This window comes from Pseudomonas sp. SbOxS1 (genome assembly GCF_013416725.1).
Lineage (GTDB): Bacteria > Pseudomonadota > Gammaproteobacteria > Pseudomonadales > Pseudomonadaceae > Aquipseudomonas.
Genome location: NZ_JAAVXC010000024.1, coordinates 73,614 through 98,543, shown reverse-complemented (window position 1 = coordinate 98,543; position 24,930 = coordinate 73,614). Strand labels below are relative to the sequence as shown.

At 61.1% G+C, this 24,930-nt stretch carries 22 protein-coding genes; 15 read left to right on the top strand and 7 right to left on the bottom strand.

Annotated features, from left to right (window positions below):
- Positions 1-76 precede the first annotated feature (76 nt).
- From HFK74_RS19980 to sthA, 7 genes are all read left to right on the top strand, one after another.
- Positions 77-1,540: a glyceraldehyde-3-phosphate dehydrogenase gene (locus HFK74_RS19980; RefSeq protein WP_033043386.1), complete on the top strand. Its 1,464-nt coding sequence runs from the start codon at positions 77-79 to the stop codon at positions 1,538-1,540.
- 711 nt (positions 1,541-2,251) lie between these two features.
- The gene (locus HFK74_RS19975; RefSeq protein WP_180204987.1) at positions 2,252-3,457 is read left to right on the top strand and encodes an HlyD family secretion protein; all 1,206 of its coding nucleotides are present in this window, start codon (positions 2,252-2,254) and stop codon (positions 3,455-3,457) included.
- Positions 3,454-4,698, top strand: coding sequence for a hypothetical protein (locus HFK74_RS19970; protein WP_180204986.1), 1,245 nt, complete (start codon positions 3,454-3,456; stop codon positions 4,696-4,698). Before HFK74_RS19975 ends, HFK74_RS19970 begins: the two co-directional genes overlap by 4 nt.
- A gap of 1 nt (position 4,699) precedes the next feature.
- The gene (locus HFK74_RS19965; protein WP_180204985.1) at positions 4,700-6,850 is read left to right on the top strand and encodes a glycosyltransferase family 2 protein; all 2,151 of its coding nucleotides are present in this window, start codon (positions 4,700-4,702) and stop codon (positions 6,848-6,850) included.
- 9 nt (positions 6,851-6,859) lie between these two features.
- On the top strand, positions 6,860-8,299 hold the full coding sequence (locus HFK74_RS19960; protein WP_180204984.1) for an efflux transporter outer membrane subunit: 1,440 nt from the start codon (positions 6,860-6,862) through the stop codon (positions 8,297-8,299).
- Positions 8,300-8,531: 232 nt separating this feature from the next.
- On the top strand, positions 8,532-9,548 hold the full coding sequence (locus tag HFK74_RS19955) for an FAD:protein FMN transferase (protein ID WP_180204983.1): 1,017 nt from the start codon (positions 8,532-8,534) through the stop codon (positions 9,546-9,548).
- Between the two features lie 207 nt (positions 9,549-9,755).
- Positions 9,756-11,150, top strand: coding sequence for a Si-specific NAD(P)(+) transhydrogenase (gene sthA / locus HFK74_RS19950; protein ID WP_008064424.1), 1,395 nt, complete (start codon positions 9,756-9,758; stop codon positions 11,148-11,150).
- Positions 11,151-11,192: 42 nt separating this feature from the next.
- On the opposite strand, the gene HFK74_RS19945 is transcribed toward sthA, so the two are convergent.
- The gene (locus tag HFK74_RS19945; protein ID WP_180204982.1) at positions 11,193-11,915 is read right to left on the bottom strand and encodes a glycerophosphodiester phosphodiesterase family protein; all 723 of its coding nucleotides are present in this window, start codon (positions 11,913-11,915) and stop codon (positions 11,193-11,195) included.
- Between the two features lie 14 nt (positions 11,916-11,929).
- Positions 11,930-12,511 (bottom strand): PilZ domain-containing protein, encoded by a 582-nt coding sequence (locus HFK74_RS19940; RefSeq protein WP_180204981.1) that lies wholly within the window; start codon positions 12,509-12,511, stop codon positions 11,930-11,932.
- 94 nt (positions 12,512-12,605) lie between these two features.
- Here HFK74_RS19940 and HFK74_RS19935 point away from each other — a divergent pair, with 94 nt between their 5' ends.
- The 3 genes from HFK74_RS19935 (at position 12,606) to HFK74_RS19925 (ending at position 15,858) form a co-directional block, all read left to right on the top strand.
- Complete coding sequence (locus HFK74_RS19935) at positions 12,606-13,856, top strand: lipoprotein-releasing ABC transporter permease subunit (protein ID WP_180204980.1); 1,251 nt, start codon at positions 12,606-12,608, stop codon at positions 13,854-13,856.
- Positions 13,857-13,863: 7 nt separating this feature from the next.
- A complete protein-coding gene (gene lolD / locus HFK74_RS19930; protein ID WP_162831855.1) occupies positions 13,864-14,547 on the top strand; it encodes a lipoprotein-releasing ABC transporter ATP-binding protein LolD in 684 nt (227 codons plus the stop codon).
- A gap of 66 nt (positions 14,548-14,613) precedes the next feature.
- On the top strand, positions 14,614-15,858 hold the full coding sequence (locus tag HFK74_RS19925; RefSeq protein WP_180204979.1) for a lipoprotein-releasing ABC transporter permease subunit: 1,245 nt from the start codon (positions 14,614-14,616) through the stop codon (positions 15,856-15,858).
- A gap of 108 nt (positions 15,859-15,966) precedes the next feature.
- On the opposite strand, the gene HFK74_RS19920 is transcribed toward HFK74_RS19925, so the two are convergent.
- Positions 15,967-17,316, bottom strand: coding sequence for a heavy metal sensor histidine kinase (locus HFK74_RS19920; RefSeq protein WP_180204978.1), 1,350 nt, complete (start codon positions 17,314-17,316; stop codon positions 15,967-15,969).
- On the bottom strand, positions 17,316-17,996 hold the full coding sequence (locus HFK74_RS19915; protein WP_180204977.1) for a heavy metal response regulator transcription factor: 681 nt from the start codon (positions 17,994-17,996) through the stop codon (positions 17,316-17,318). The genes HFK74_RS19920 and HFK74_RS19915 overlap by 1 nt, the downstream gene beginning before the upstream one ends.
- Before the next feature lie 156 nt (positions 17,997-18,152).
- Between HFK74_RS19915 and HFK74_RS19910 the strand changes: the two genes are divergently transcribed.
- Positions 18,153-18,674 carry a plastocyanin/azurin family copper-binding protein gene (locus tag HFK74_RS19910; RefSeq protein ID WP_180204976.1) on the top strand — a complete coding sequence of 174 codons (522 nt, stop codon included), beginning with the start codon at positions 18,153-18,155 and terminating at the stop codon, positions 18,672-18,674.
- Positions 18,675-18,735: 61 nt separating this feature from the next.
- Positions 18,736-19,566: an NADPH-dependent 7-cyano-7-deazaguanine reductase QueF gene (gene queF, locus HFK74_RS19905; RefSeq protein WP_020798478.1), complete on the top strand. Its 831-nt coding sequence runs from the start codon at positions 18,736-18,738 to the stop codon at positions 19,564-19,566.
- 136 nt (positions 19,567-19,702) lie between these two features.
- Here queF and HFK74_RS19900 read toward each other — a convergent pair whose 3' ends face one another.
- Together HFK74_RS19900 and HFK74_RS19895 are read right to left on the bottom strand one after the other, a co-directional pair.
- Positions 19,703-19,966: a DUF4404 family protein gene (locus HFK74_RS19900; protein WP_180204975.1), complete on the bottom strand. Its 264-nt coding sequence runs from the start codon at positions 19,964-19,966 to the stop codon at positions 19,703-19,705.
- Between the two features lie 109 nt (positions 19,967-20,075).
- Entirely contained in the window at positions 20,076-20,705 is a 630-nt protein-coding gene (locus tag HFK74_RS19895; RefSeq protein ID WP_180204974.1) for an HAD family phosphatase, read from the bottom strand.
- 198 nt (positions 20,706-20,903) lie between these two features.
- Here HFK74_RS19895 and HFK74_RS19890 point away from each other — a divergent pair, with 198 nt between their 5' ends.
- The 3 genes from HFK74_RS19890 to rssC all read left to right on the top strand — a co-directional run bounded on the left by HFK74_RS19890 (position 20,904) and on the right by rssC (position 23,587).
- On the top strand, positions 20,904-21,593 hold the full coding sequence (locus tag HFK74_RS19890; RefSeq protein ID WP_180204973.1) for a VacJ family lipoprotein: 690 nt from the start codon (positions 20,904-20,906) through the stop codon (positions 21,591-21,593).
- Positions 21,594-21,923: 330 nt separating this feature from the next.
- Positions 21,924-23,105, top strand: a complete 1,182-nt coding sequence (gene rssB, locus HFK74_RS19885) for a two-component system response regulator RssB (protein ID WP_008064410.1) — start codon at positions 21,924-21,926, stop codon at positions 23,103-23,105.
- On the top strand, positions 23,105-23,587 hold the full coding sequence (gene rssC, locus HFK74_RS19880) for an anti-sigma factor antagonist RssC (protein ID WP_008064408.1): 483 nt from the start codon (positions 23,105-23,107) through the stop codon (positions 23,585-23,587). The genes rssB and rssC overlap by 1 nt, the downstream gene beginning before the upstream one ends.
- Before the next feature lie 187 nt (positions 23,588-23,774).
- Here the strand turns inward: rssC and tal are convergent, their stop codons facing one another.
- Positions 23,775-24,701 carry a transaldolase gene (gene tal / locus HFK74_RS19875; protein WP_180204972.1) on the bottom strand — a complete coding sequence of 309 codons (927 nt, stop codon included), beginning with the start codon at positions 24,699-24,701 and terminating at the stop codon, positions 23,775-23,777.
- Between the last annotated feature and the right edge of the window lie 229 nt (positions 24,702-24,930).

Genomic DNA, 24,930 nt, shown 5'->3' with positions numbered 1-24,930 from the left:
ACTGACAGTACGACAAGCGCGCATTGCTACACGAGGCGCGCGGCGGCATAATGTAGCCCCTTTTTTCTGCCCCTACATGTGGAAGGTTCCCGTGACTCAGAAGCCCGACCAGTGTCTTGGTGAATGGATCGACCGTGAAGCACTCGCAGAAGCGATGATTCCGCTTATCGGTCAGCTCTACCGCAATAACAACGTGGTGAGCTCGATCTATGGCCGCAGCCTGATCAATCGTTCAGTCATTGCGATTCTCAAAGCTCACCGCTTTGCTCGTCACCGTCAGACCGACGATACCGAGCTGTCCGTCCACGAAACATTCCCGCTGCTCAAGGCGATGAGCGAGCTCAAGCTCGGCGCTGCTTCGGTAGACCTGGGCAAGCTGGCAGCCAAATTCAAGGCTGAAGGCAATGGCCGTACTGCCGAGCAGTTCGTCCGTGAAGAACTGGCCGACGTGGTTGGCCAGCAGAACGCTTCCGCCCGCAAAGGCACCGACGTTGTCCTGTACGGCTTCGGTCGTATCGGCCGTCTGCTGGCGCGCATCCTGATCGAGAAAACCGGTGGCGGCGACGGCCTGCGCCTGCGCGCCATCGTGGTCCGCAAGGGCGCCGAGAACGACCTGGTCAAGCGTGCCAGCCTGCTGCGTCGCGACTCGGTCCATGGTCCGTTCGATGGCACCATCACCATTGATGAAGCCAACAACACCATCACCGCCAATGGCAACCTGATCCAGGTTATCTACGCCAAGAGCCCGACCGAAGTCGACTACACCCAGTACGGCATCGAGAACGCACTGATCGTCGACAACACCGGTGTATGGCGTGACGCCGATGGCCTGGGCCAGCACCTGGCCTGCCCGGGCGCTGCCCGCGTGATCCTCACCGCACCTGGCAAGGGCGCGCTGAAGAACATCGTGCACGGCATCAACCACGGCGACATTAGCCCCGACGACAAGATCATCTCCGCGGCTTCCTGCACCACCAACGCCATCGTGCCGGTGCTGAAAGCAGTGAATGACAAGTTCGGCATCGTCAACGGCCACGTCGAAACCGTTCACTCGTTCACCAACGACCAGAACCTGATCGACAACTTCCACAAGGGCAGCCGTCGTGGCCGCGCCGCGCCGCTGAACATGGTCATCACCGAGACCGGCGCCGCCACTGCAGCCGCCAAGGCGCTGCCAGTGCTCAAGGGCAAGCTGACCGGCAACGCGATTCGCGTACCTACGCCGAACGTGTCGATGGCCATCCTGAACCTGAACCTGGAAAAGGCCACCACCCGCGAAGAGATCAACGAGTACCTGCGCCAGATGGCCATGCACTCGGACCTGCACAAGCAGATCGACTACGTCAATTCGCAGGAAGTGGTTTCGACCGACTTCGTTGGCTCGCGCCACGCAGGCGTCGTGGACGCTGAAGCGACCATCACCCAGGATAACCGCGTTGTACTGTACGTCTGGTACGACAACGAATTCGGTTACAGCTGCCAGGTGGTACGCGTGATGGAAGACATGGCCGGTGTAAACCCGCCAGCTTTCCCGCGCTAAGCCTTTAGCTGCATTTGAAAACGCCCCGACTTAGGTCGGGGCGTTTTTGTTTGTGCGATTTGCCGGAGTGAAATGTGTTGTCTGAACCGGCCTCTTCGCGGGCAAGTCGGAACGCCGCCCGCTCGCTCCTACAAGATTGTGTCCTGCCCAAATATTGCGGAAACACAAAGCCCTGTAGGAGCGAGCGGGCGGCGTTCCGACTTGCCCGCGAAGAGGCCCTTAAACCCGTCGCAAAACTTCTATTACTTATATCGATTTAATCTTTCTGGTAAGCAGTTAAGCGTTATTTAGATTTCGATACAAAGTTCATTTAATTATTAAAAATAAAAACTCCCAATAAAAATAGGTAGTTGGCGAGCGGTTGCGTCTGGGTGGTTTTTATGGATCCAATTATAGAGCTGTTACATATTTGACGTCATTTAATTGTTCGAAGCGGATGCTTGACACTCCATTTCTCTGAATCTAGTGTCGCCAATAACAGACCCGCTCTGCCACGGGTTTGGTAAGTCCTGCTACTGCGCTGAACAGCAACCCTCCAAAAAGACGGGAATCCCATTCCCGCTCACATCACAATAAAAATCATATGAACCAGCGTCGGCTTAATTGCCGTCCAGCGATCAATTGCGTTTGCTCACCCTGCCAAAAGTATTTCGCGGTCATGGCCTGTTATTGCCTGGCTGATATGCGGTTGGTCTATCGGGAGAGTCGAACATGGCGCAAGAACGCTCGAAGTTGTTATCGCTGTTACCGCGCCTGGTGGGATTGGGTGTGCTGGGGTTTATCGTCTGGCTGTTGCTGTCGACCTTGCTCATGCCGCTGGTGTCGGCGTCTGCTACCCGGGCGATTCTGAATGCGCCGGTGATTCTGTTGACCACACCGATCGATGGCGTGGTGAGTTCCCTGGCGGTCAAGCCCGGTGTGACGTTCGCCCAGGGCCAGAAAATCGCGGTGGTGGAAAACCCGCGGGCGAACCAGGAAACCTTGCTTACCCTGCAAACCCGGCGCCTGACCCTGGAGCAACAGTTGTCGTCTTCGGCCAGCCAGGCCGAGCACGATCAGCGTTACTACGAGGAGCTGGAGAAAACCAGCCAGCGCTACCAGGCCGCGTTTCATACCCGCCAGCTGTACACGCAAAAGGCCCTGAAAGCCGAGAACAGTGCCGCCAGTGCGCGCTTGATCGATGCCCAGGAAACGGTCGAGCGCAATCTCGAGTTGTTCGTCCAGGGGGCGGTGAGTGGTGCGGTGGTGGCTTCGTCGAAAGCACAGCTGGCTTCGTTGCAAGGCGCGGCCGAGTCGGTGCGTTCGCAGTTGCGGATCACCGATGGTGACGTCAGTGCTGCCAACAAGCAGGTCTACCTCGACCCCGATCAATTGCGCATGTTCGATCTCAGCGCGCAAATGACCACGCTCAAGCTCAGCCTGGAGAATCAGGCGCGCAACCGCGCGACCTATCAACAGGAACTGGCCAACCTCGACCAACTGATCGCGACCGAACAGAACCGGATCAAGTTGATGGCCGGCTACGACGTCGTGGCGTATTCGCCCGGTACCGTCCAGGAGCTGCTGGCGCCCCAGGGCACGCTGGTGCAGGCCGGCTCGACCTTGCTGCGGGCCACCGATTGCGCGCAGAGCTATGTGATCGCGGTGTTCCCCGAGCGCATGGCCAGCAAGATCGACCGCGACAGCGTGCTGACCGTGAAAATCCGCGGCCTCGACCAGCCCCTCAAGGCCAGTGTGGTGCAGTTGTTGTCCAGTGCTTCGGACATGCGCGCCAATACCTACAGCGTGCCGTTTCCCTATGCCGAGCAAAATTCGGTGTACGTGGTGGGCACCTTTGCCGCGGACCTGACGGACAGCCAGCGCGCCATGACCTGCAACCCGGGCTTGTGGGCCAGCGCCGAGGTGTCGCGGCCATGAACAGGATTTTTCGCGCAGTATCGGGCGTGATGCTGATCGCCAGTGGAGTGCCCGCCATGGCAGAGCAAGCCCGGCCGCAACTGGCGGCAATGACTTGTGCGGCGTTGGATCAGGCCGTGACATCGCAGCCGGCGGGGCCGGTGCTGGTGGCCAGTTATCCGCCGCTCGCTGGCCAGCCCGCGCCGATCCTGGCGTTGCGCGGCGTGGCGTTCACCTACGACAACGCGCTGGCGAGCATTGCCTTGTTTGCCTGCGGCAAGGCCGAGTCGGCGCGGCGCATTGCCGATGCGTTGGCGTTCGCCACCGGCCATGATCCGGAGTATCAGGACGGGCGCCTGCGCAACGCCTACGCCGCAGGCCCGGTGGCAGCGCCGTCGATGAAGTTGCCGGGCTATTGGAGTGTCGAGCGCAACGCCTGGAACCAGGACGCCTATCAAGTCAGCAGCGCCACCGGCAATCAGGCCTGGGCGGCATTGGCGCTGCTCGAAGCGTTTCGCCAGAGCGGCGAGGCGTCATACCTGGAGGCGGCGCGAAAAGCCCTGCACTGGTCGCAGCACAACACCTACGACGGGCAGGCGCCGGCCGGTTTCAGTGGTGGCTACTACGGTTACTTTTCCCAACAGGTCCAGCAGAGCTGGAAATCCACCGAGCATAACGTCGACCTCGCGGCGGCATGGTCGGCGCTCGACGCGGTGGCGCCGAACCAGGATTCGGCGAAACAGGCGCACATTGCCCGGCAGTTTGTCGCGAGCCAATGGGACGCCGGGGAAGGGCGCTTCCTGATCGGCACTGGCGCGGATGGCCAGACTTCGGACCGCGTGCGCTCGGGGCTGGATGCGCAGATCTGGCCCTTGATCGCCCTGCATGAGCCACCCAAGGACTGGCGGCGGGTTTTCGCCTTTATCGACCGCGCTCACCGTGCCGGCGAAGGTTACGGTTTCAATCGCGACCCTGATGGCCTGTGGACCGAGGGCACGGCCCAGGCCGCTGCCGTGGCGCGCTTGAGTGGCTTAAGTGACAAAGCCCAGCCGTTGTGGAGTGTGCTGCTGGCCCAGCAGGCCGGCAACGGCTGGCTGTTCGCAACCCCGGCGGCGCGCATCAGTACCGGGCTGGCCATAGGCCCGGACTCGGTCAGCAACGATTTTTTCTACTACCACCTGCCTCACCTGGGCGCTACAGCGTGGGCGGCGATTGCCGCCACCGGCGTCAATCCCTTTACCGGTTCGCAAGAGGCTGACTGACATGCAGGCACTGGACTCGCTGCAACTGCTGCAAATCAATTTCTGGACGCTGGCAGCGGTGATTCTGTTCACCTGCCTGACTCACCGCGATCAATGGGCCGCGCGGGTCGGTTTCGGCGCGGTCACCGCGTTGCTGCTGGTCAACTATGCGGCCTGGCGGATTCGCGACACCTTGCCCGACGGCCATTCCGGATTTGCCACGGTCTGGGCCTACACCTTCCTGTTCTTCGAGATGCTGGCGATTGGTTACACGCTGTTTTCCATCGTGGTGATGCTGTGCCGCACGGATCACCGCAAGGCGGCGGATGCCGGCGAACGACGCTTGCGAGCGCAAGGGAGCGCGGTGCCGGCAGTGGATATCTTCATCGCCACCTACAACGAAGGCCTGGAAATCCTCGAAAAAACCATTATTGCCGCCCAGGCGATCGACTATCCGAACTTCACCATCTGGGTGCTCGACGACACCCGCCGCGACTGGTTGCGCGACTACTGCGCCGAAATGGGCGTGCAGTATGCGCGGCGTCCCGATAATTCCCACGCCAAGGCCGGCAACCTCAACAACGGCCTGCGCCAGTCGGCGGCCCTGAGCAACGCGCCGTACATTCTGGTGCTCGATGCCGACTTTGCGCCGCAGCAACCGATCCTCCTGCGCACCCTGGGACTGTTCGACGACCCCAGGGTTGGCCTGGTGCAGACGCCACAGTTCTACTACAACCCCGATCCGATCCAGCACAACCTCGGCACGTCGGCCTGCTGGGTGGATGAGCAGCGGGTATTCTTCGATGTGTTCCAGCCGGCGAAGGATGGCTGGGATGCGGCGTTTTGTGTCGGCACGTCCTTCGTGGTGCGGCGCGATCTGATTACCGAAGTCGGCGGTTTTCCTACGGGCTCGGTGTGCGAAGACATCTACACCACCTACCGGTTGTTGCAAAAAGGCTATGTCACCCGCTGGTTGAATGAGCGTCTGTCCATTGGTTTGTCTGCCGAAGGCTTGACCGAGTACATCAACCAGCGGGGGCGCTGGTGCCTGGGCACGATCCAGGTGGCGTTGCTCAAGGAAGGGCCGTTGCGCGGCAGCGGCTACACACTCAATGACCGGCTGCACTACATCCACGGGCTGATGCACTGGTTTTCCAAACCGTTCATTTTGATGATGCTGGTGTCGCCGGTGCTGTACTGGTACTTCGGCATCGCCGGGTTCTACGCCAATCCGGTGGATTTCCTGGCGTTCGGCATGCCGGCGCTGATTGCGTTCTGGGGCTACGGAACGTGGGTAACGGACCGGCGAACCTTGCCGATCTTTACCGAGGTCACGCAGATCGTGGCCTCGCTGGCGGTCACGGCCACCATCGCCAGCGCCATGATCCGCCCGTTCGGAAGGCCGTTCAAAGTTACCGCCAAGGGTCTCGACCGGACGAAAACCATGGTGCACTGGAAGCTGTTCGGGTTCTTCCTGGCCCTGACCCTGCTTTCGCAATTTGGCGCCTACATCGCCATCAGCACCGCGGCCTCGTTCGACGGCAACATGCTGTTCAACCTCTGCTGGACGGTGGTGGCGCTGATCTACAACCTGGCGACCCTGGTGGCCTGTGTCGACCGCCCACGCTTGCACGGCGAAGAGCGCTTTCCGTTCGACAAACCCACGGGGTTTCGTTTTGGCGGCAAGGTCCTGGCGGGGCGCCTGGTGGATATTTCCCTCAGTGGCGCATCGCTCAATTGCGCCTTCGCTTCCTCGATCAAGCCGGGCCTGTGCGGCCAGATCTGGATCGACAAGCTCGGTTGGCTCGATGTCGAGGTCATGCGCAATCACGGTGAGGACCAGTTGGGCCTACGCTTCGCCGACCTTGATGAAGCGCTGCGCCGACGCCTGATCGCGCGGTTGTTCAGCGACGCGACCATCAACGTCGTCAGCAAGGCCGAGCCAGCACAGGCCTTCGGCACCTTGCTGCAGCGCTCGTTACTCGGTGAAAAACGCCTGGCGCCGCGTTCACCCAAGCCGGTCAAGACGCCGGCCTACATCGCGCCACCGCGGTGGCGGCCGATCAGTGTGCGTTCGCGTAAACAGGCTGTGCCGTACATCAGTACCGAGCGGTCGGGCCTGTGGTCGTTGCTTCTTTCCCCCTTGCGAGCTTTGCTCGGCCAACGTCTTTAGGTGCGCGCCATGAACCGTTGCTTGCCCACTTCATGTTTCATGACCTTGTTTTTGCTCGGCGGTTGTTCGCTGGAACCGACCTACGAGAAACCCGAGGCACCGATCGACCAGCAGTGGCCGGCGAACACCGCCGGTGAATGTTGCAACGGCAAACAGGCTTTCGATAAGGATTGGCGCGGTTTTGTGGTCGACGAGCGCCTGCGCCAGTTGATCGACATGGCCCTGGCCAACAACCGCAGCCTGCGGCAGTTCGCAGCCAGCGTCGAGGAGGCGCGGGCGGGGTATGACAGTGCGCGTTCAGGGCTTTTTCCTACGATCGGCATCGACACTTACGCCGGTCGCAGCAAGTTGCCGCCGTTGGTGCGCACGCCGGGAGGCGGCGATACGGCTGGCAGCATCGCCAACACCTATCAGGCAACGGCTGGTTTTACCTCCTATGAGCTGGACCTGTTCGGTCGCATCCGCAGTCAGCGCAATGCTGCCGGGGCGCGATTCGAAGCGTCCGAGGCCGACTACCAGACGGCGCGGCTGGCGCTGATCGGCGAAGTCGCCAGCACCTGGTTGAGCCTGAAGGCCAACCAGCATTTGCTCGACCTGGCGCAGACCACCTGGCAATCCCAGGACCGTTACGGGCAGCTGTTGCGCAAGAGTTATAACCTCGGTTCCAGTGCGCGGATCGATGTCCACCAGGCGGATGCACAAACCAACACGGCGGCGGTGCAGGTTAATACCTATCGCATGCAAGTGGCGCAGGACATGAATGCGTTGCGGGTGCTGGTGGGGCAACCGGTGCCGGTGGGGTTGCTGCCGACCGGCCCGCTGGGTGAGCAGTTGGCAACGCTGGACGTGCCGGCGGGGTTGCCTTCGGCGCTGGTTGAACGACGGCCCGACATCATGTCGGCCGAGGCGCAGCTGCGTGCAGCCAACGCGGATATCGGCGCGGCCCGCACGGCGTACTTCCCGACCTTTTCCCTGACGTCGGCACTGGGCAGCCTGACCGGGGAATTTTCCCAGTTGCTTTCCGGCCCGGCGGAATTCTGGGCGGTGGCGCTGGCCGGCTCATTGCCCTTGATCGACGGGGGCGCGCGGCGCGCGCAAGTGGATGCCAGTCATGCCCGTTTCGCCGGCCAGGCAGCGGCCTATGAGGCCACGGTGCAGAATGCTTTTCGAGAAGCGGCCGATGCCTTGAATGCCCGGCAGGAAATGCTCACTCAGGTCGAGTACCAGAAAAAGCTGGTAGGGGATTATCAGGAAGCCTACCGCCAGTCGCGCCTGCGTTTCGAGTCGGGGCTGGACAGCTATTTTTCCACCATGGATGCGCAGCGGTCATTGTTTGATGCGCAGCAGAAATGGGCGCAACTGGAATTGGCGCGGGAGATCAACCAGGTGACGTTGTACAAGGCATTGGGGGGAGGGTGGAGCCAGTCGTTGAAGATGGCGGATCGTTGATACCACAAATCCCTTGTGGGCGAACCTTTGTGGCGAGGGGATTTATCCCCGTTGGGTGGCGAAGCCGCCCCAAATCCTGCACACACGTTGTGTCAGATGTACAGCATGCACTGGGTTTACGACTGCTGCGCAGCCGAACGGGGATAAATCCCCACGCCACAAAGGCTCATTCCCACATTTGTATCGCATAATGGCTGAGTCTGGCGTTGTGTCCGGGAATGATTGGGGGAATTTGTTGAATAGGTGGCAGGCAGTTTTTTTTGTGTTGATCGCCACCTTGTCCGCCTGCGGCAATGGCGACTCCATGGAAAGCTTCGGCGGCCCGACCATGGGCAGCACGTATTCGATCAAGTACGTGCCTCACGCCGGTCTTCCCGCCCCGGCCGACGTGCAGGTCGAGGTCGAAAAGATCCTCGCTGATGTCGACCGGCAACTGTCGACCTATCGCAGTGATTCGGATATCGAGCAATTCAACGCGCTACCGACCAACCACTGTCGGGTAATGCCTGCGTCGGTCCTGCAATTGGTCCGCGTGGGTGAGCAGCTGTCAGTGCAAAGCGCAGGCGCCTTCGACTTGACGGTCGAACCGCTGCTCAATCTCTGGGGTTTCGGCCCACAGGCCCGTGCAGAAAGAATCCCCACCGCCCAGGCGCTGGCTGAGGTGCGCGAGCGTGTCGGTCACGACCATCTGCGCATCGACGGCGATCGGTTGTGCAAGGACGCCGCCGTCGAAGTCGACTTCAACAGCATCGCCGCCGGTTATGCGGTGGACACCATTGCCGCCAGGCTCGAGGCCATGGGCATCCACGACTACCTCGCCGAAGCCACCGGTGAACTCAAGGCCGCCGGCAGGAAACCCGACGGCACAGCGTGGCACATCGCCCTGGAAGAACCCCGCGACGATCAGCAGGTGGCCGAGCGCATCATCGCCGTCGACGGTTATGGCGTGTCGACGTCGGGCGACTACCGCAACTATTTCGTGCAGGGTGGCCAGCGTTTTTCCCACACCCTCGATGCCCGCACCGGTGTTCCGGTCTCACACAGCCTGGCGTCCGTCACGGTGATTCATCCTTCAGCGTTGATGGCCGATGGCTTATCGACCCTGTTGCTGATTCTCGGCCCGGAGCAGGGTTGGGACTACGCGGAAAAACACGACATCGGCGCATTTTTTGTGATGCGTGCCGATACAGGTTTCGTCACACGCAGCAGTCACGCTTTTGAGCGTCTGAGTGGCAATAAAACCGAGTGATTGCGGCGATTCGGGCATTGAAACCTGGCGTTGTAGTGCAGGCAAAACTAGCCTACGACGCGACCAAGGGTTAATGTGCGCGGCGTTGACGCTTCTATAGACTGTGTCCGGGTTCTGCATGGGCCCCAAATTGTTCCTTCATGCCACAGATTGGCGTGATTTAGCCGCAGGTGCCGCTGGCGCCGCGGCCTGTTCTGAGGAGTACGCATGGCTGTCTACAACTACGACGTGGTGGTGTTGGGTTCCGGCCCGGCAGGGGAAGGCGCGGCAATGAATGCCGCCAAGGCAGGGCGCAAGGTCGCGATGGTCGATAGCCGTCGCCAGGTCGGCGGCAACTGCACTCACTTGGGCACCATCCCGTCCAAGGCACTGCGTCACTCGGTCCGGCAGATCATGCAGTTCAACACCAACCCGATGTTCCGGGCCATTGGTGAACCGCGCTGGTTCTCGTTCCCGGACGTGTTGAAAAGCGCTGAAAAAGTGATCTCCAAGCAAGTCGCCTCGCGCACCGGCTACTACGCCCGTAACCGCGTCGATGTGTTCTTCGGCACCGGCAGCTTCGCCGACGAACAAACCATCGAAGTGGTCTGCGCCAACGGCGTTGTCGAAAAACTGGTGGCCAAGCACATCATCATCGCCACCGGCTCGCGCCCTTATCGTCCGGCCGACATCGATTTCCATCACCCGCGTATCTACGATAGCGACACCATCCTCAGCCTCGGCCACACCCCGCGCAAACTCATCGTTTACGGCGCCGGTGTGATCGGTTGCGAATACGCCTCGATCTTCAGTGGCCTGGGTGTACTGGTCGAGCTGGTGGACAACCGCGGTCAGTTGCTGAGCTTCCTCGACTCGGAAATTTCCCAGGCCCTGAGCTACCACTTCAGCAACAACAACATCACCGTTCGCCACAACGAAGAGTACGACCGTGTCGAGGGCGTGGACAACGGAGTGATCCTGCACCTCAAGTCCGGCAAGAAGATCAAGGCCGACGCCTTGCTCTGGTGTAACGGCCGCACGGGCAACACCGATCAGCTGGGCCTGGAAAACATCGGCGTGAAGGTCAACAGCCGTGGCCAGATCGAAGTCGACGAGGCGTACCGCACCGCCATCCAGAACATCTACGGCGCAGGCGACGTGATCGGCTGGCCGAGCCTGGCCAGTGCCGCCCACGACCAGGGCCGTTCGGCCGCTGGCAGCATTGTCGACAACGGCAGCTGGCGCTTCGTCAATGACGTGCCGACCGGGATCTACACCATTCCGGAGATCAGCTCGATCGGCAAGAACGAGCAGGAGCTGACCCAGGCCAAGGTGCCGTACGAAGTGGGCAAGGCGTTCTTCAAGAGCATGGCCCGCGCGCAAATCGCCGGCGAGCCGCAAGGCATGCTGAAGATCCTGTTCCACCGTGAAACCCTGGAAGTGCTGGGCGTTCACTGCTTCGGCTACCAGGCCTCGGAGATCGTGCACATCGGCCAGGCGATCATGAACCAGCCGGGCGAGTTGAACACGTTGAAGTACTTCGTCAACACCACGTTCAACTACCCGACCATGGCCGAAGCCTATCGGGTCGCCGCGTACGACGGCCTCAACCGGCTTTTTTGAGCGGCTCCGGCCGGTGGCCTGAGCCGGCCGGGGAGACCGATTTCAGCAATTCTCGAGCGTGGCAGTGGCCAAACCGGGAAAGTCTGTAATCAGGCTGTCAACGCCGAAATCAGCGAGCCTGCGCATCAGCGCGGGTTCGTTGACTGTCCACACCGACACATGCAGCCCCTGGCGCTGCGCCTTCTGCAGGCGTTCCGGCGTGCACAGGGTCCAGTTCAGCGCCAGGATCTCGCAGCCGTAACCTTGCGCGACCTTCAACGGGTCGAGCCAGGCGTATTCGGCCACCAGGCCGCGGGACACGTCCGGCACCAGGTCCAGCGCCGCCCTCAAGACTTCCCGCGAACTCGAGGTGATGGTGACCCTGTCCAGCAGGCCATGACGTTGGGCCATTTCGCGAATCGCCAGCACCGTCGTGGCGGCGCGGGTGCGTGAAGCGCTCTTGACCTCCAGCTGCCAGTGCTCGAAATCACATTGCTCGAACAACTCTTCCAGGGTCGGAATCGGGCACGGCTTGATCCAGCCCGGCCCGCCCTTGCGCGCATCGTAGGTCACCAGGTCCGCCGCGGTGTGCTCGGCGACCTTGCCGCGGCGGTCGGTGGTGCGCTTGAGCGTCGGATCGTGGATGACCATCAGCTCGCCGTCCATGGACAGGTGCAGGTCCAGTTCACAACGGCGCACGCCGTGCTTGAGACATTGCTGGAAGCTGGTCAGGGTGTTTTCCGGTGCTTCGCCCTTGGCGCCGCGGTGGCCGTAGATGAGGGTCACGATCGTTCCTTAATTTAAATGCCTGATTCGTTCAGTTCGCGGGCCAGGCGTCGTTCCTGGGCCTGCCTTTGCAAAATGTAGCGCGCCAACAGTTGCCGCTGGGCGTCGGTCAGGTGTTCGAACTCGGTGCCGACATCAAAGCCCTCGCCCTTGCGGTCGCAATGGGTGACGCGTGCACGCACCAACAGGCCCAAGGCCTGGGGCATCAGCACCAGCTTGATCGACAGGCGCGCGTTGGTGGCGATGGGTGAGGGGTGCTGGAAGTCGATGCCGCCTTCGGAAATGATCACCGGCTGTGGTTCGCCGATCTGCCCGAGCACGGTGATGGCAACCACCTGGCTGAGCAGGTCGATGCGCTTGTTCTGGGATTTGAGGAACGCCGCGAGGTTGCGGTCGCGCTCGCTGATCTGGCGCAGCAGGTGCTGGGACTCGAATTCGCTCAGGTGCAGTTCGCTGAGCAGATTGAACAGCGGGGAAGCATCCTGCAACACTTCCTGCCCGGCGGCTTCGAGGGCTGACAGGGGCCGAATTTCCAGTGCGATCATGTCCTCGATACGGTAGTATTCGCGGCGATCTTCTTCATCTAATGTCGACATGGCGAACCCATGGTAGCGGCGGTGGTCTGAGTGTAAAGCTGGTTATCGACCCCCGCCACAAGGACGTTCCTTTTCCCTCCGAACAAGCCCCGACATGTTCAGACCTCTCTTCGTATTTATCGGCACGCGTTATACCCGTGCAAAGCGTCGCAATCATTTTGTGTCATTCATTTCCCTGACCTCGATGATCGGACTCGCCCTTGGCGTGGTCGTGATGATCGTGGTGCTGTCGGTCATGAACGGCTTCGATCATGAGATGCGCACCCGCGTGCTGGGCATGGTGCCCCACGCGACCATCGAATCCGGCGAGCCGATCAGCGATTGGCAGGGCCTGGCCACCAAGGTCAAGCAGAACCCGCAGGTGTCGGCCGTAGCGCCGTTCACGCAAATGCAGGGGTTGCTGACCAACAACGGCAAGGTCAACAAGATCCTGCTCAATGCCATCGACCCGGCGCAGGAGCGCCAGGTGTCGATCATCGACAACTTCATGCAGCAGGGCAAACTCGACGACCTGGCGCCAGGCGAGTTCGGCATCGTCATCGGCGACAAGGCGGCGGCCAAGCTCGGTGCGGCCGTGGGCGACAAGCTGACGTTCGTGGCGCCGGAGGTCACGGTGACCCCCGCCGGGATGTTCCCGCGCATGAAGCGCTTCACCGTGGTCGGCATCTTCCATGTCGGTGCCGGTGAGCTCGATGGTTACCTGGGCATCACCAACCTGCAGGACCTGGCGCGCCTGCATCGCTGGAAGCCGGATCAGGTCCAGGGCCTGCGGCTGAAGTTCGACGACCTGTTCCAGGCGCCGCGCACGGCGTGGAGCATCGCCCGCGAGCTGGGCGAAGACCGTTACTACGCCCGCGACTGGACCCGCACCCACGGCAACCTGTACCAGGCGATCCGCATGGAGAAAGCCATGATCGGCCTGTTGTTGCTGCTGATCGTTGCGGTCGCCGCGTTCAACATCATTTCCACGCTGGTGATGGTGGTCAACGACAAGAAGGGCGATATCGCGATCCTGCGCACCCTCGGCGCCACGCCGGGCACGATCATGCGCACCTTCATGGTCCAGGGCACGGTCATCGGCGTGGTCGGCACGGCCATCGGCGCGGTGGTCGGGATTTTCGCCGCGCTCAACGTCAGCGCCGCGATCTCGGCGCTTGAAGGCCTGATAGGCCACAAGTTCCTCAACGCCGACGTGTATTTCATCGATTACCTGCCGTCGCAGGTGCAGAGCCAGGACGTGGTCATGGTCTGCTGTGCGGCGTTGGTCCTGAGTTTCCTCGCCACCCTGTATCCCGCCTGGCGTGCCGCGCGCACCCAGCCGGCGGAGGCGTTACGTTATGAGTGAGTCGGGCATGAGTGATAAAGCAATCTTGAGCTGCCGCAGCCTGGGCAAATCCTACGAGGAAGGCCCGGAGTCGGTGGAAGTGTTGGCGGGCCTGCAACTGGAGTTGCACCCGGGCGAGCGTGTGGCGATCGTCGGCAAGTCGGGTTCGGGCAAGAGTACCTTGCTCAACCTGCTGGGCGGCCTTGATACGCCGACCAAGGGCAGCGTCTGGCTCGACGGCGAAGAACTGTCGGCGCTGAGCGAAAAGAAGCGCGGCCTGCTGCGTAACCGCGCCCTGGGCTTCGTGTACCAGTTCCACCACCTGCTGCCGGAATTCACCGCCCTGGAAAACGTCTGCATGCCGCTGCTGATCGGCAAGACCGCGATCCCCGAGGCGCGCAAGCGTGCCACGGCGTTGCTGGAGCGGGTCGGGCTGGGCCATCGCCTGGAGCACAAGCCGGCCGAGCTGTCTGGTGGCGAACGCCAGCGTGTGGCCATCGCCCGCGCCCTGGTGAACAACCCCGGCCTGGTGATGCTCGACGAGCCGACCGGTAACCTCGATTCCCACACCGCCCAGGGTATCCAGGACTTGATGCTGGAGCTCAGCACTTCGATGCGCACGGCGTTCCTGGTGGTGACCCACGACATGAACCTGGCCCGCCAGATGGATCGCGTCCTGCACTTGCAGGAAGGTTGCCTGACGCCTATCTGACGGGTTGAAACCCGACGGCGCTGAAAAGTCCGTCGGGTCATTTATTTTTATACGGTGCCACAGCGAATGTTCAGACCGTTATCGATCTTTATCGGCGCGCGCTATACCCGCGCCAAGCGCCGCAATCGCTTTGTTTCCTTCATCTCGATGACCTCGATGATCGGCCTCGCCCTGGGCGTGCTGGCGATGATCGTGGTGCTGTCGGTGATGAACGGCTTCCAGCGCGAAATGAGCTCACGCATCCTCGGCATGGTGCCGCATGCAACTATCGTCGGGGTCAATCCGATCGATGATTGGCAGCCGGTGGCCGCCGCGGCGATGAAAAATCCAGAAGTGACCGCCGCGGTGCCGTTCACCGAGATGGAAGGCATGCTGTCCTACAAGGGCACGATGCAGCCGATCCAGGTCAGTGGCGTCGACCCGGCGCTGGAAGGCCAGGTGTCGATCGTGGCCAAGCACATCGTCCAGGGGCGACTGGATGCCCTGAAGCCGGGTGAGTTTGGTGTGGTGATCGGCGAAATCACGGCACGCCGCTTTCGTTTGAACGTGGGTGACAAAATCACCCTGATCGTGCCGGAAGTCAGCAACGCGCCGGGTGGCATTACCCCGCGCATGCAACGGCTGAACGTGGTCGGGGTGTTCAAGGTCGGTGCCGAACTGGACGGTTCGATGGCGCTGATCCACGTCGCCGACGCTGCGCAAATGCAGCACTGGGAACCGAATCAGGTGCAAAGCGTGCGTCTGGCGGTGAAGGATCTGTATGCCGCGCCGCAAGTGTCTGGCGAGGTCGCAAGCTCCCTGGGCGCAGCCTACAAGGCTGACGACTGGACCCACACCCAGGGCAGCCTGTTCAGCGCCATGAAGATGGAAAAAACCATGATTGGCCTGTTGCTGCTGATGATTGTCGCGGTGGCGGCGTTCAACATCATCGCCACGCTGATCATGGTGGTGAACGACAAGGGTGCGGACATCGCGATCCTGCGCACCATCGGTGCCACGCCACGGCAGATCATGGCGATCTTCATGGTGCAGGGTACGGTGATCGGTATCGTCGGCACCTTGATCGGCGGTGTGCTGGGCGTGATTGCGGCGTTGAACGTCAGCGCCATGGTCGGTTGGGTAGAACGGGTCAGCGGGCAGCACATCTTCAGTTCCGATGTGTATTTCGTCAGCAACCTGCCGTCTGAACTGCAGGGTGCGGATGTGGCGCTGATCTGCACGGCGGCATTTGTCTTGAGCTTTTTGGCCACGGTTTACCCAGCGTGGCGGGCGGCGAAGATCGAGCCGGCTACCGCATTGCGTTATTCGTAATCAGTTGTACCGCCATCGCGAGCAGGCTCGCTCCCACATTTGATCTGTGGCGTTCACAAATCCCATGTGGGAGCGAGCCTGCTCGCGAAGAGGCCGGAACTGCTGGCCTCAATGTCCCTTGGGTAACTCCATCACAAACCGCGTCCACCCATTCTCCGATTCACAACGAATCTGCCCACCATGGGCGCGGACAATCGACTGGGTAATCGCCAAACCCAACCCCGCATGCTCGCTACTTCCTTCATGGCGCGCCGGATCGGCGCGGTAGAAACGATCGAACAGGCGCGGCAGTAGGTCTTCTGAAATACCGTCACCGCTGTTTTCAACCGTCAAGCTGAGGCCCTTGGGCTGATCAACGATCCACACCCGAACCTCCCCCCCAGCCGGAGTAAAGCGCAACGCATTGTCCAGCAGGTTGGACAGCGCCCGGCGCAACATGCTGCGGTCGCCTTGCAGGCGGGCATCGCCGTCACGGCTCAGCGTCACCCGTGCGTCTTCGGCCAGGGGCGCAAAAAACTCCAGCAACAGGTCCACTTCTTCTGCCAGTTCGAGCGGTTCGCGCTTAGGCATCAACAAGCCGTGGTCGGCCTTGGCCAGGTAAAGCATGTCGTTGACCAGTTGCGCCATCCATTGCAGCTCCTCGAGGTTGCTGTGCAGCGCTTCGCGGTAATCCTCAAGGGAGCGAGGGCGGGTGAGGGTGACCTGGGTGTGGGTCAGCAGGTTCGACAGCGGGGTGCGCAGTTCATGGGCTATGTCGGCGGAGAACGCCGACAGGCGCTGGAAGGAATCGTCGAGACGCCCGAGCATGGCGTTGAAATGGTGGGCCATTTCCGCCAGTTCCGGCGGCATGTCTGCTTCCGGCAGGCGGGCGTTGAGCGATTGTGCCGAGACGCCGCTGGCGACTGCGCTCATGCGGCGTAACGGTCGCAGCCCGCTGCGTGCGGCCCAGGCGCCGAGCAGGGCGGTGGCCAGGGCGGACAGGCCGACGGTCAGCCAGATCAGGTGTTGCATGCGCTGCAGGAAGTGCTGGTGATGGGTGATGTCCAGCAGCAGGCTCAGTTGCGGCGAATCGGGATTGTCGGGGTACAGTGGTGCGTTCAGCACGCGGTAGTCGGTGCCGTCGTGGCTCACCGTGGACAAACCGGGCTGGCTTGGCAAGGTCTGCGGCAGGCGCGGGGAGCTGTCATACCAGCGGCGGCCATCGCTGCCATGGATGCGCAGTGACAGATCGGCTTGCCGGCTAAATTCGTCGGTCAGCCGGGCGTCACGCTCGCTTGACTGAATATCCGGCAACGCCCGTCGCAAGCCCGTCAGCTTGCCCTCCAGCAATTGCTGGTCGAGCTCGATGAAGTGCGCCTCGCTGGCGCGGCTGAACAGCACGCCGGCGAACAGCGAGACCACGGCGGTGCAGGCGGCGAACAGCAGGGCCAGGCGAGCGCTCAAGGATAGCTGGCGCATCAGCACTGGCGCTCTTCCAGCACATAGCCCATGCCGCGCACGGTATGGATCAGCTTGTTCGGGAATTCGTCGTCGATTTTCAGGCGCAAGCGGCGGATCGCGACTTCGATGACGTTGGTGTCGCTGTCGAAGTTCATGTCCCAGACCTGGGACGCGATCAGCGATTTGGGCAGGACTTCGCCCTGGCGGCGCAGGAGCATTTCCAGCAGGGCAAACTCCTTGGCGGTCAGGTCGATACGCTGGCCGCCGCGCTCGACCCGGCGGCGGATCAGGTCCAGGCGCAGGTCGGCCAGTTGCAGGCTGGTTTCCTGGGGCGTGCTGCTGCCCCGGCGCAATAGGCTGCGCACCCGGGCGAGCAATTCGGAGAAAGCGAACGGCTTGACCAGGTAATCGTCGGCGCCCAATTCCAGGCCGTGTACCCGGTCCTCGACGGCGTCCCGGGCGGTCAAGAACAGCACCGGCGTGTCGAGGCCGGCGCTGCGCACCGCTTGCAGGATCTGCCAGCCATCGCGCCCGGGCAGCATCACGTCGAGAATCAGCAGGGCATAGTCGCCACTCAACGCAAGTTGCTGGCCCGTGCTGCCGTCGGCCACCAGTTCCGTATTGAACCCGGCCTCGGTCAGGCCCTGGCGCAGGTAATGGCCGGTTTTCGGTTGGTCTTCGACGATCAGCAGTTTCATGGGCGACTCGGGCTAAATGGAACGACAGCGTTATACCGTGGACGACGATGCTGCGGGCCTTGCTGACAAAGTTGTAATCTGGCTGTCAGGTAACGGGCAGCGGTGTCAGTTTAGAGTTTTCCACAGGCTGAACCTTAATCTTGTTGGAGTACTTCGATGTTTTTGCGTAAATCCGTGTTGCTGGCCAGCTGCCTGTTGGCGCTGAGTTTTCCGGTGTGGGCGGCTCCAGAGGCTACCTATGATTTCGGTCAGCCGGCACCTGCTGCCAAGGCGACCCGCAGCGTCGAGGTGGTCATGGCTGACATGACGTTTACCCCCAAGGCTATCGAGATCAAGGCGGGGGAGACGGTGCGTTTCGTGCTGGTGAATAAAGGCCAACTGCTGCACGAATTCAACCTCGGCGATGCAGCGATGCATGCCAGGCACCAGCAGGAAATGTTGCAGATGCAGCAAAACGGCATGCTCACGCCGACCGGCATGAAGCCAATGGACCACGGTGCCATGGCCGGCATGGGGCATGCCATGCAGCACGACGACCCCAATAGCGTACTGGTGGCGCCGGGCAAGACCGCCGAGCTGACCTGGACCTTCAGCAAGGCCACCAGCCTCGAATTTGCCTGCAATATCCCCGGTCATTACCAGGCCGGCATGGTAGGCAAGTTGACTGTCAGTCAGTAAGCACTCAAAGGCTGCGGCAAAGGCTGGTAGAATCCGCTGATTCTTCAGTCAGGTTTCCGCCATGCATCCCGCAGCCGAACACTCGCCGCTGGGCAAGTCCAGCGAATACATCGCCACGTACACACCGTCCCTGCTGTTTCCGATCCCGCGTACCGCCAAGTGGGCCGAGCTCGGCCTGACGGCCCAGACACTGCCGTACAAGGGCGTGGACTTCTGGAATTGCTTTGAACTGTCGTGGTTGTTGCCGTCGGGCAAGCCGGTGGTGGCGATCGGCGAATTCAGCATCCCGGCGGATTCGCCGAACATCATCGAATCCAAGTCATTCAAGCTCTACCTCAATTCCTTGAACCAGACGCCGTTCGCCGACACCGCGAGCCTTGAAGCGACCCTGGCCAAGGACCTGTCGGCCGCGGCCGGCAAGCCCGTGGGCGTGCGCATCCGCAGCCTGAAAGAGGTTGAGGCCGAAGGTGTGGTGGCATTGCCCGGCGTGTGCATTGACGATCTGGACATCAGCGTCAGCAACTACGAGCACCCGCGCCCGGAACTGCTGCGTTGCGATGAGTCACGCATTGTCGAAGAAAGCGTGCACAGCCATCTGCTCAAGTCCAACTGCCCGGTGACCAGCCAGCCGGACTGGGGCAGCGTGGCGGTGGAGTACCGTGGCGCGGCGCTGGATCACGCGAGCCTGCTGGAATACATCGTCAGCTTCCGGCAGCACTCGGACTTCCATGAACAGTGCGTGGAGCGGATTTTCCTGGATCTGCAGCGGTTGCTCAAGCCTGAGAAATTGACCGTGTATGCGCGTTATGTGCGGCGGGGTGGGTTGGATATCAACCCGTATCGCAGTACTGAAGAGGTGCAGTTGCCGAACCATCGCCTGGTCCGTCAGTAGGAGCTAATCGGCTCCGGGCGGCGTTCCGGCGATGGCGGTGGTTCAGCCAGCATCGATATTGAACGTGCTGGCCTCATCGCGAGCAGGCTCGCTCCCACAGGGATGGCATTTCAATTTCAGCTGTATCCGCTTGGGTTCAGATCCCCATGCTGTGCAGGGCAGCGCCAATCTGGCGCAGGGCGGCGGCGAGGGTCGGGTGTTCGAGTTCGAAGCGATCGACGGCCAGGTTGACGTTATCGGCGAGGTTCACGTCCTTGGTCTTGGTTTCGAGCTCAAGTTCAAATTCGATCTTTTGCATCAGCGCGTGCAGGTCTTCGCGCTCGGCTTCGGTCAGCGGAGGATTCTGGTCCAATTGCTCGCGCAGGGCATTGAGCTGGTCTTGCAGTTCGCGGGCAGACATGGCGTTCTTCCTTTTATCGAGAGGCACTGGCATAGACCGCGACGGCGCGCCAAAGGTCTATGGCTTACCTTTAGATTAATCCACTCGCGGCTAACCTGCATGATCTCGATCAGGGCTTTTCGCCCTTGAGCCGACGCAAGCTGATGTCTGCCAGGCAGTTGTCGAGCTCACCCAGGTGATCGATCACCGAATGCACGCCCAGGCCGAACAGCTGCACTGTGGCCTTGCTGCGCTTGATGTCGCGTTCCTGCGCGGACAATGCCTGCCATTGCACGGGCGAGAGCCCGCAGAGCGAGCCGCAGGAGGCCAGGCCGATGGTCCACAACCCGGCATTGAGTCCCGATTGCAGCAGCCGGGGTTCGCCGCTGACCAACACGCAGCCATCCAGCCGCTCGATGCCCAACGCCATCAAGGCTTGCCAGCAGGCATCGGGCGCCGGCCAGGGTTTGATTGTTGCAAGCTGTTGCGAGGGCTGCGAGGCTTTGATCCACTGCGGCAGGCCGATAGCCAACTCCTGGCTGATGGCGGGGGAGAGCTCATCAAGCCAGGCGCAGGGGATCTGCTGGTGTTGCAGGCTGTGCAGACTGTCCAAAGCACCGGGGGTGGCCTGGGCGTGATCGGCGTCTGGGTTGCCTTGAAGGCGTGTACGGGCGCCGAAATCAACCAGGCAGCCACTCAGGCCGAACAGCACGGCAGTCAGGTTCGGCGCGGTTTGCGGGGTGATTTCGGCGTGCGGCATGTCAACGTCCCTGAAATAGCCTCAAGGCTAGAGCGCGACGGTGACAGTTGAGTGACACTGCTGTGAATCGCTCGCATTCACCGGCGATCATGGGCAGGTATGGGCCCAATGCTGCCTAAAGTGGCCGATCCGTCTTATACTGATGGTCTTTGCGTCGGGCCAAGCGCCCGGCGACGGTATATTTCCAAGGAGTTTTCTATGCGCTGGAGCAATCATCTCGCCCGGCTTTGTGTGTGCGCCAGTGCGCTATTGGTTCCGTTTGTTGCCCAGGCCGCCTCGGAAGATGATCCTTGGGAAGGCATCAACCGTCCGATCTACAAGTTTAACGATGTCGTCGACACCTATGCCCTCAAGCCCCTGGCCCAGGGTTACCAGTTCGTGACGCCACAGTTTCTTGAAGATGGCATCCACAACATGTTCCGCAACATCGGCGATGTGACCAACCTCGCCAACGATATCCTGCAGGCCAAACCGGCAGCGGCGGGTGTCGACACCGCGCGACTGATCTTCAACACCACCTTCGGCGTACTGGGCTTCTTCGACGTGGGCACCCGGATGGGCCTGCAGCGCAACGACGAAGACTTCGGCCAGACCCTCGGCTACTGGGGCGTTGGCAGCGGGCCTTACGTGATGCTGCCGCTTTTGGGGCCAAGCACCCTGCGTGATGCGCCTTCCAAGCTCGTCGATGGCTATACCGGTCCTTATCCATACATCAACGACGTACCGGTGCGTAACTCGATCTTCGGCCTGAACATTGTCGATACCCGGGCGGACCTACTGTCCTCCGAGAAGTTGATCACCGGCGACAAGTACACGTTTATCCGCAACGCCTATCTGCAGAACCGTGAATTCAAGGTGAAAGACGGCCAGGTCGAAGACGATTTCTGATCTCGACCGGTAAAAAGGAAGGCGGCCATCGAGCCGCCTTCTGTCTTTTTGTCACCGGCCATGACCTTTCATTGGGTTTCGGTTTTGGCGGTTCTTATAACTCCCGGTGATTTCAAAAGTGCGGGCGCCAAGCGACCATCGGTGTGAGCTTGAAACGCCTCGCGGATGGGAGTACCGTCTGCGCCTTAGAAGGGCACCTCTGGTGTACGTGTGGATCGGGTCAATGCTCGAAAACAGTGCAGCAGAGAGGCTAGAAAGCGAATCCAGTAGTCAGAGCCGGGCGACAATCCGAGCCGCTACGCCAACCTAATTCTGGCGCCGTTTGCCCACATGCCAAAAACCAGTGCCACGCTGCTGATAATCGATGATGACGAGGTAGTGCGCGCGAGCCTCGCGGCCTATTTGGAAGACAGTGGTTTCAGCGTCTTGCAGGCCAGCAATGGCCAGCAGGGCCTTCAGGTATTCGAGCAAGACAAACCCGACTTGGTCATCTGCGATCTGCGCATGCCACAGATGGGCGGACTCGAACTCATCCGCCAGGTCACCGAGCTGTCGCCGCAAACCCCGGTGATCGTGGTGTCGGGTGCCGGCGTAATGAACGACGCGGTCGAGGCCTTGCGCCTGGGTGCGGCGGATTACCTGATCAAGCCTCTCGAAGACCTGGCTGTGCTCGAGCACTCGGTGCGCAGGGCCCTGGATCGTGCGCGCCTGCTGGTGGAAAACCAGCGCTACCGCGAGAAGCTGGAAAAGGCCAACCGCGAGCTCGCCGCCAGCCTGAACCTGCTCCAGGAAGACCAGAACGCCGGTCGCCAGGTGCAGATGAACATGCTGCCGGTCAGCCCCTGGGCCATCAACGACTTCAAGTTTGCCCACCAGATCATCCCGTCGCTGTACCTGTCGGGTGATTTTGTCGACTATTTCCGGGTCGACGAGCGCCGGGTGGCGTTCTACCTGGCCGACGTTTCTGGGCATGGCGCCTCTTCAGCCTTTGTCACCGTGCTGTTGAAATTCATGACCACGCGCCTGTTGTTCGAGTCCAAGCGCAGCGGTACCTTGCCGGAATTCAAGCCGTCTGAGGTCCTTGGGCATATCAACCGGGGCCTGATCAGTTGTAAGCTGGGCAAACACGTCACAATGGTCGGTGGAGTCATCGACGAGGAGACAGGTTTGTTGACCTATAGCATCGGTGGTCATTTGCCGTTGCCTGTGTTGTACACACCCGACAGTGTCAGTTATCTGCAAGGGCGTGGTCTGCCCGTGGGCCTCTTCAATGAGGCCACCTACGAAGATCACGTATTGGAGTTGCCGCCGACGTTCAGCCTGACGCTGATGTCTGATGGCATTCTGGACCTTTTGCCAGAACCCACACTCAAAGAAAAAGAGGCTGCCTTGCCCGAACGGGTCAAGGCGGCGGGCGGCAGCCTGGATGGCCTGCGGCAGGTTTTTGGATTGGCCACGCTAGGGGAGATGCCGGATGATATCGCCCTGTTGGTGTTGAGCAGGAATCTTTGATGAGTACCGGTAGAATCCAGTTCGCCGAGCAGGACGGCACCTTTGTCCTGAAATTCGTCGGTGAAGTTCGCCTGACCCTGTGTTCGGCGTTGGATGCGACTATTGAAAAAATCTTCACCGCGATGAATTTCAACGCGATCGTGATCGATTTGACCGAAACCCGCAGCATCGACAGCACGACCCTGGGCCTGTTGGCCAAGCTATCGATCCTGTCGCGGCAGAAGGTCGGGCTGCTGCCCACCGTTGTCACCACCCACGAAGACATCACTCGTCTGTTGCAGTCGATGGGGTTCGAGCAGGTGTTCAACATCGTCGACCAGCCGGTGCCATGCCCGGAATGCCTGGACGACCTGCCTGATCAGGATCAGTCGGAAGAGGTGGTGCGGATCAAGGTGCTTGAAGCGCACAAGATCCTCATGGGCCTGAACGACTCCAATCGTGAAGCGTTTCATGACCTGGTGAATGCGCTGGAGCGGCATTGATTTTTCAGGTCAGGCGGCGATCGTTCTGACGCCTTCGCCGGCAAGCCGGCTCCTACAGGTGTTCTGTGTCGTTCTGTAGGAGCTGGCTTGCCAGCGAAGGCGTCCGCAAGATCGCCACATACAATCAGGACTCATAAAAAAGGGCGAACCCACCAAGGTTCGCCCTTTTTGCATTGCGCGATTCAGATCACAGCTTGGCCTGCAACAACGCCTCCAGCTTCTCCTGGTCACGGGCGAACTGGCGAATGCCCTCGGCCAGTTTCTCGGTCGCCATGGCGTCTTCGTTGGACAGCCAGCGGAATTGCGCTTCATTGAGGTTCAGGCGCGCTTCACCGGCGCTGCCCGGGGCCAGCTTGCGCTCCAGCTTGCCGGTGTCTGCCGCCAGCTTGTCGATCAGGTCCGGGCTGATGGTCAGGCGGTCGCAGCCGGCCAGTTGCTCGATCTGGCCGAGGTTACGGAAGCTTGCACCCATGACCACGGTCTTGTAGTCATTGGCCTTGTAGTAGTTGTAGATACGCGTCACCGACTGCACGCCCGGATCGTCCGCGCCGACATAGTCGTTACCGGTGGCTTTCTTGTACCAGTCGTAGATGCGACCCACGAACGGCGAAATCAGGAACACCCCGGCGTCGGCGCAGGCAGCCGCCTGGGCAAAGGAAAACAGCAGGGTCAGGTTGGTCTGGATGCCTTCTTTTTCCAGGATCTCGGCAGCGCGGATGCCTTCCCAGGTGGAGGCGATCTTGATCAGCACCCGGTCGCGGCCGATGCCGGCGTTTTCGTACAGCTCGATCAGACGGTGCGCGCGCTTCAATACGGCGTCAGTGTCGAACGACAGGCGTGCATCCACTTCGGTGGAAATACGGCCAGGAATCACCTTGAGGATTTCCTGCCCGACGGCGACGGCAAAACGGTCGCTGGCCAGGCCCACATCGCCCTTGCAGTCGCTGACGCATGCGTTCAGCAGCTCGGCATAAGCGGGAATGGCCGCCGCCTTGAGCAGCAGCGAAGGGTTGGTGGTGGCGTCCACGGGCTTGACGCGAGCGATAGCTTCGAAGTCGCCGGTGTCGGCAACCACAGTGGTCATCTGTTTGAGTTGTTCCAGCTTGGAAGTCATGGGCGTGCTCTGTCCTATGGGTCTGATGACATTACCCGAGCGCTGACAGCCACTCAAGGGCATGTACGTGTATCGATGGCCCCTGTGGCAACAACCGCAAAACGGCTGTTTGAATGGCGGGGCGCGGTATCGGTAGATTCGATACCGAAACGCTGCGCAGGTTCCAGGCAACTGACCGGTTGTGCTGCAATCTCATGTACGACAGATAAACCTGTGGGAGCGAGCCTGC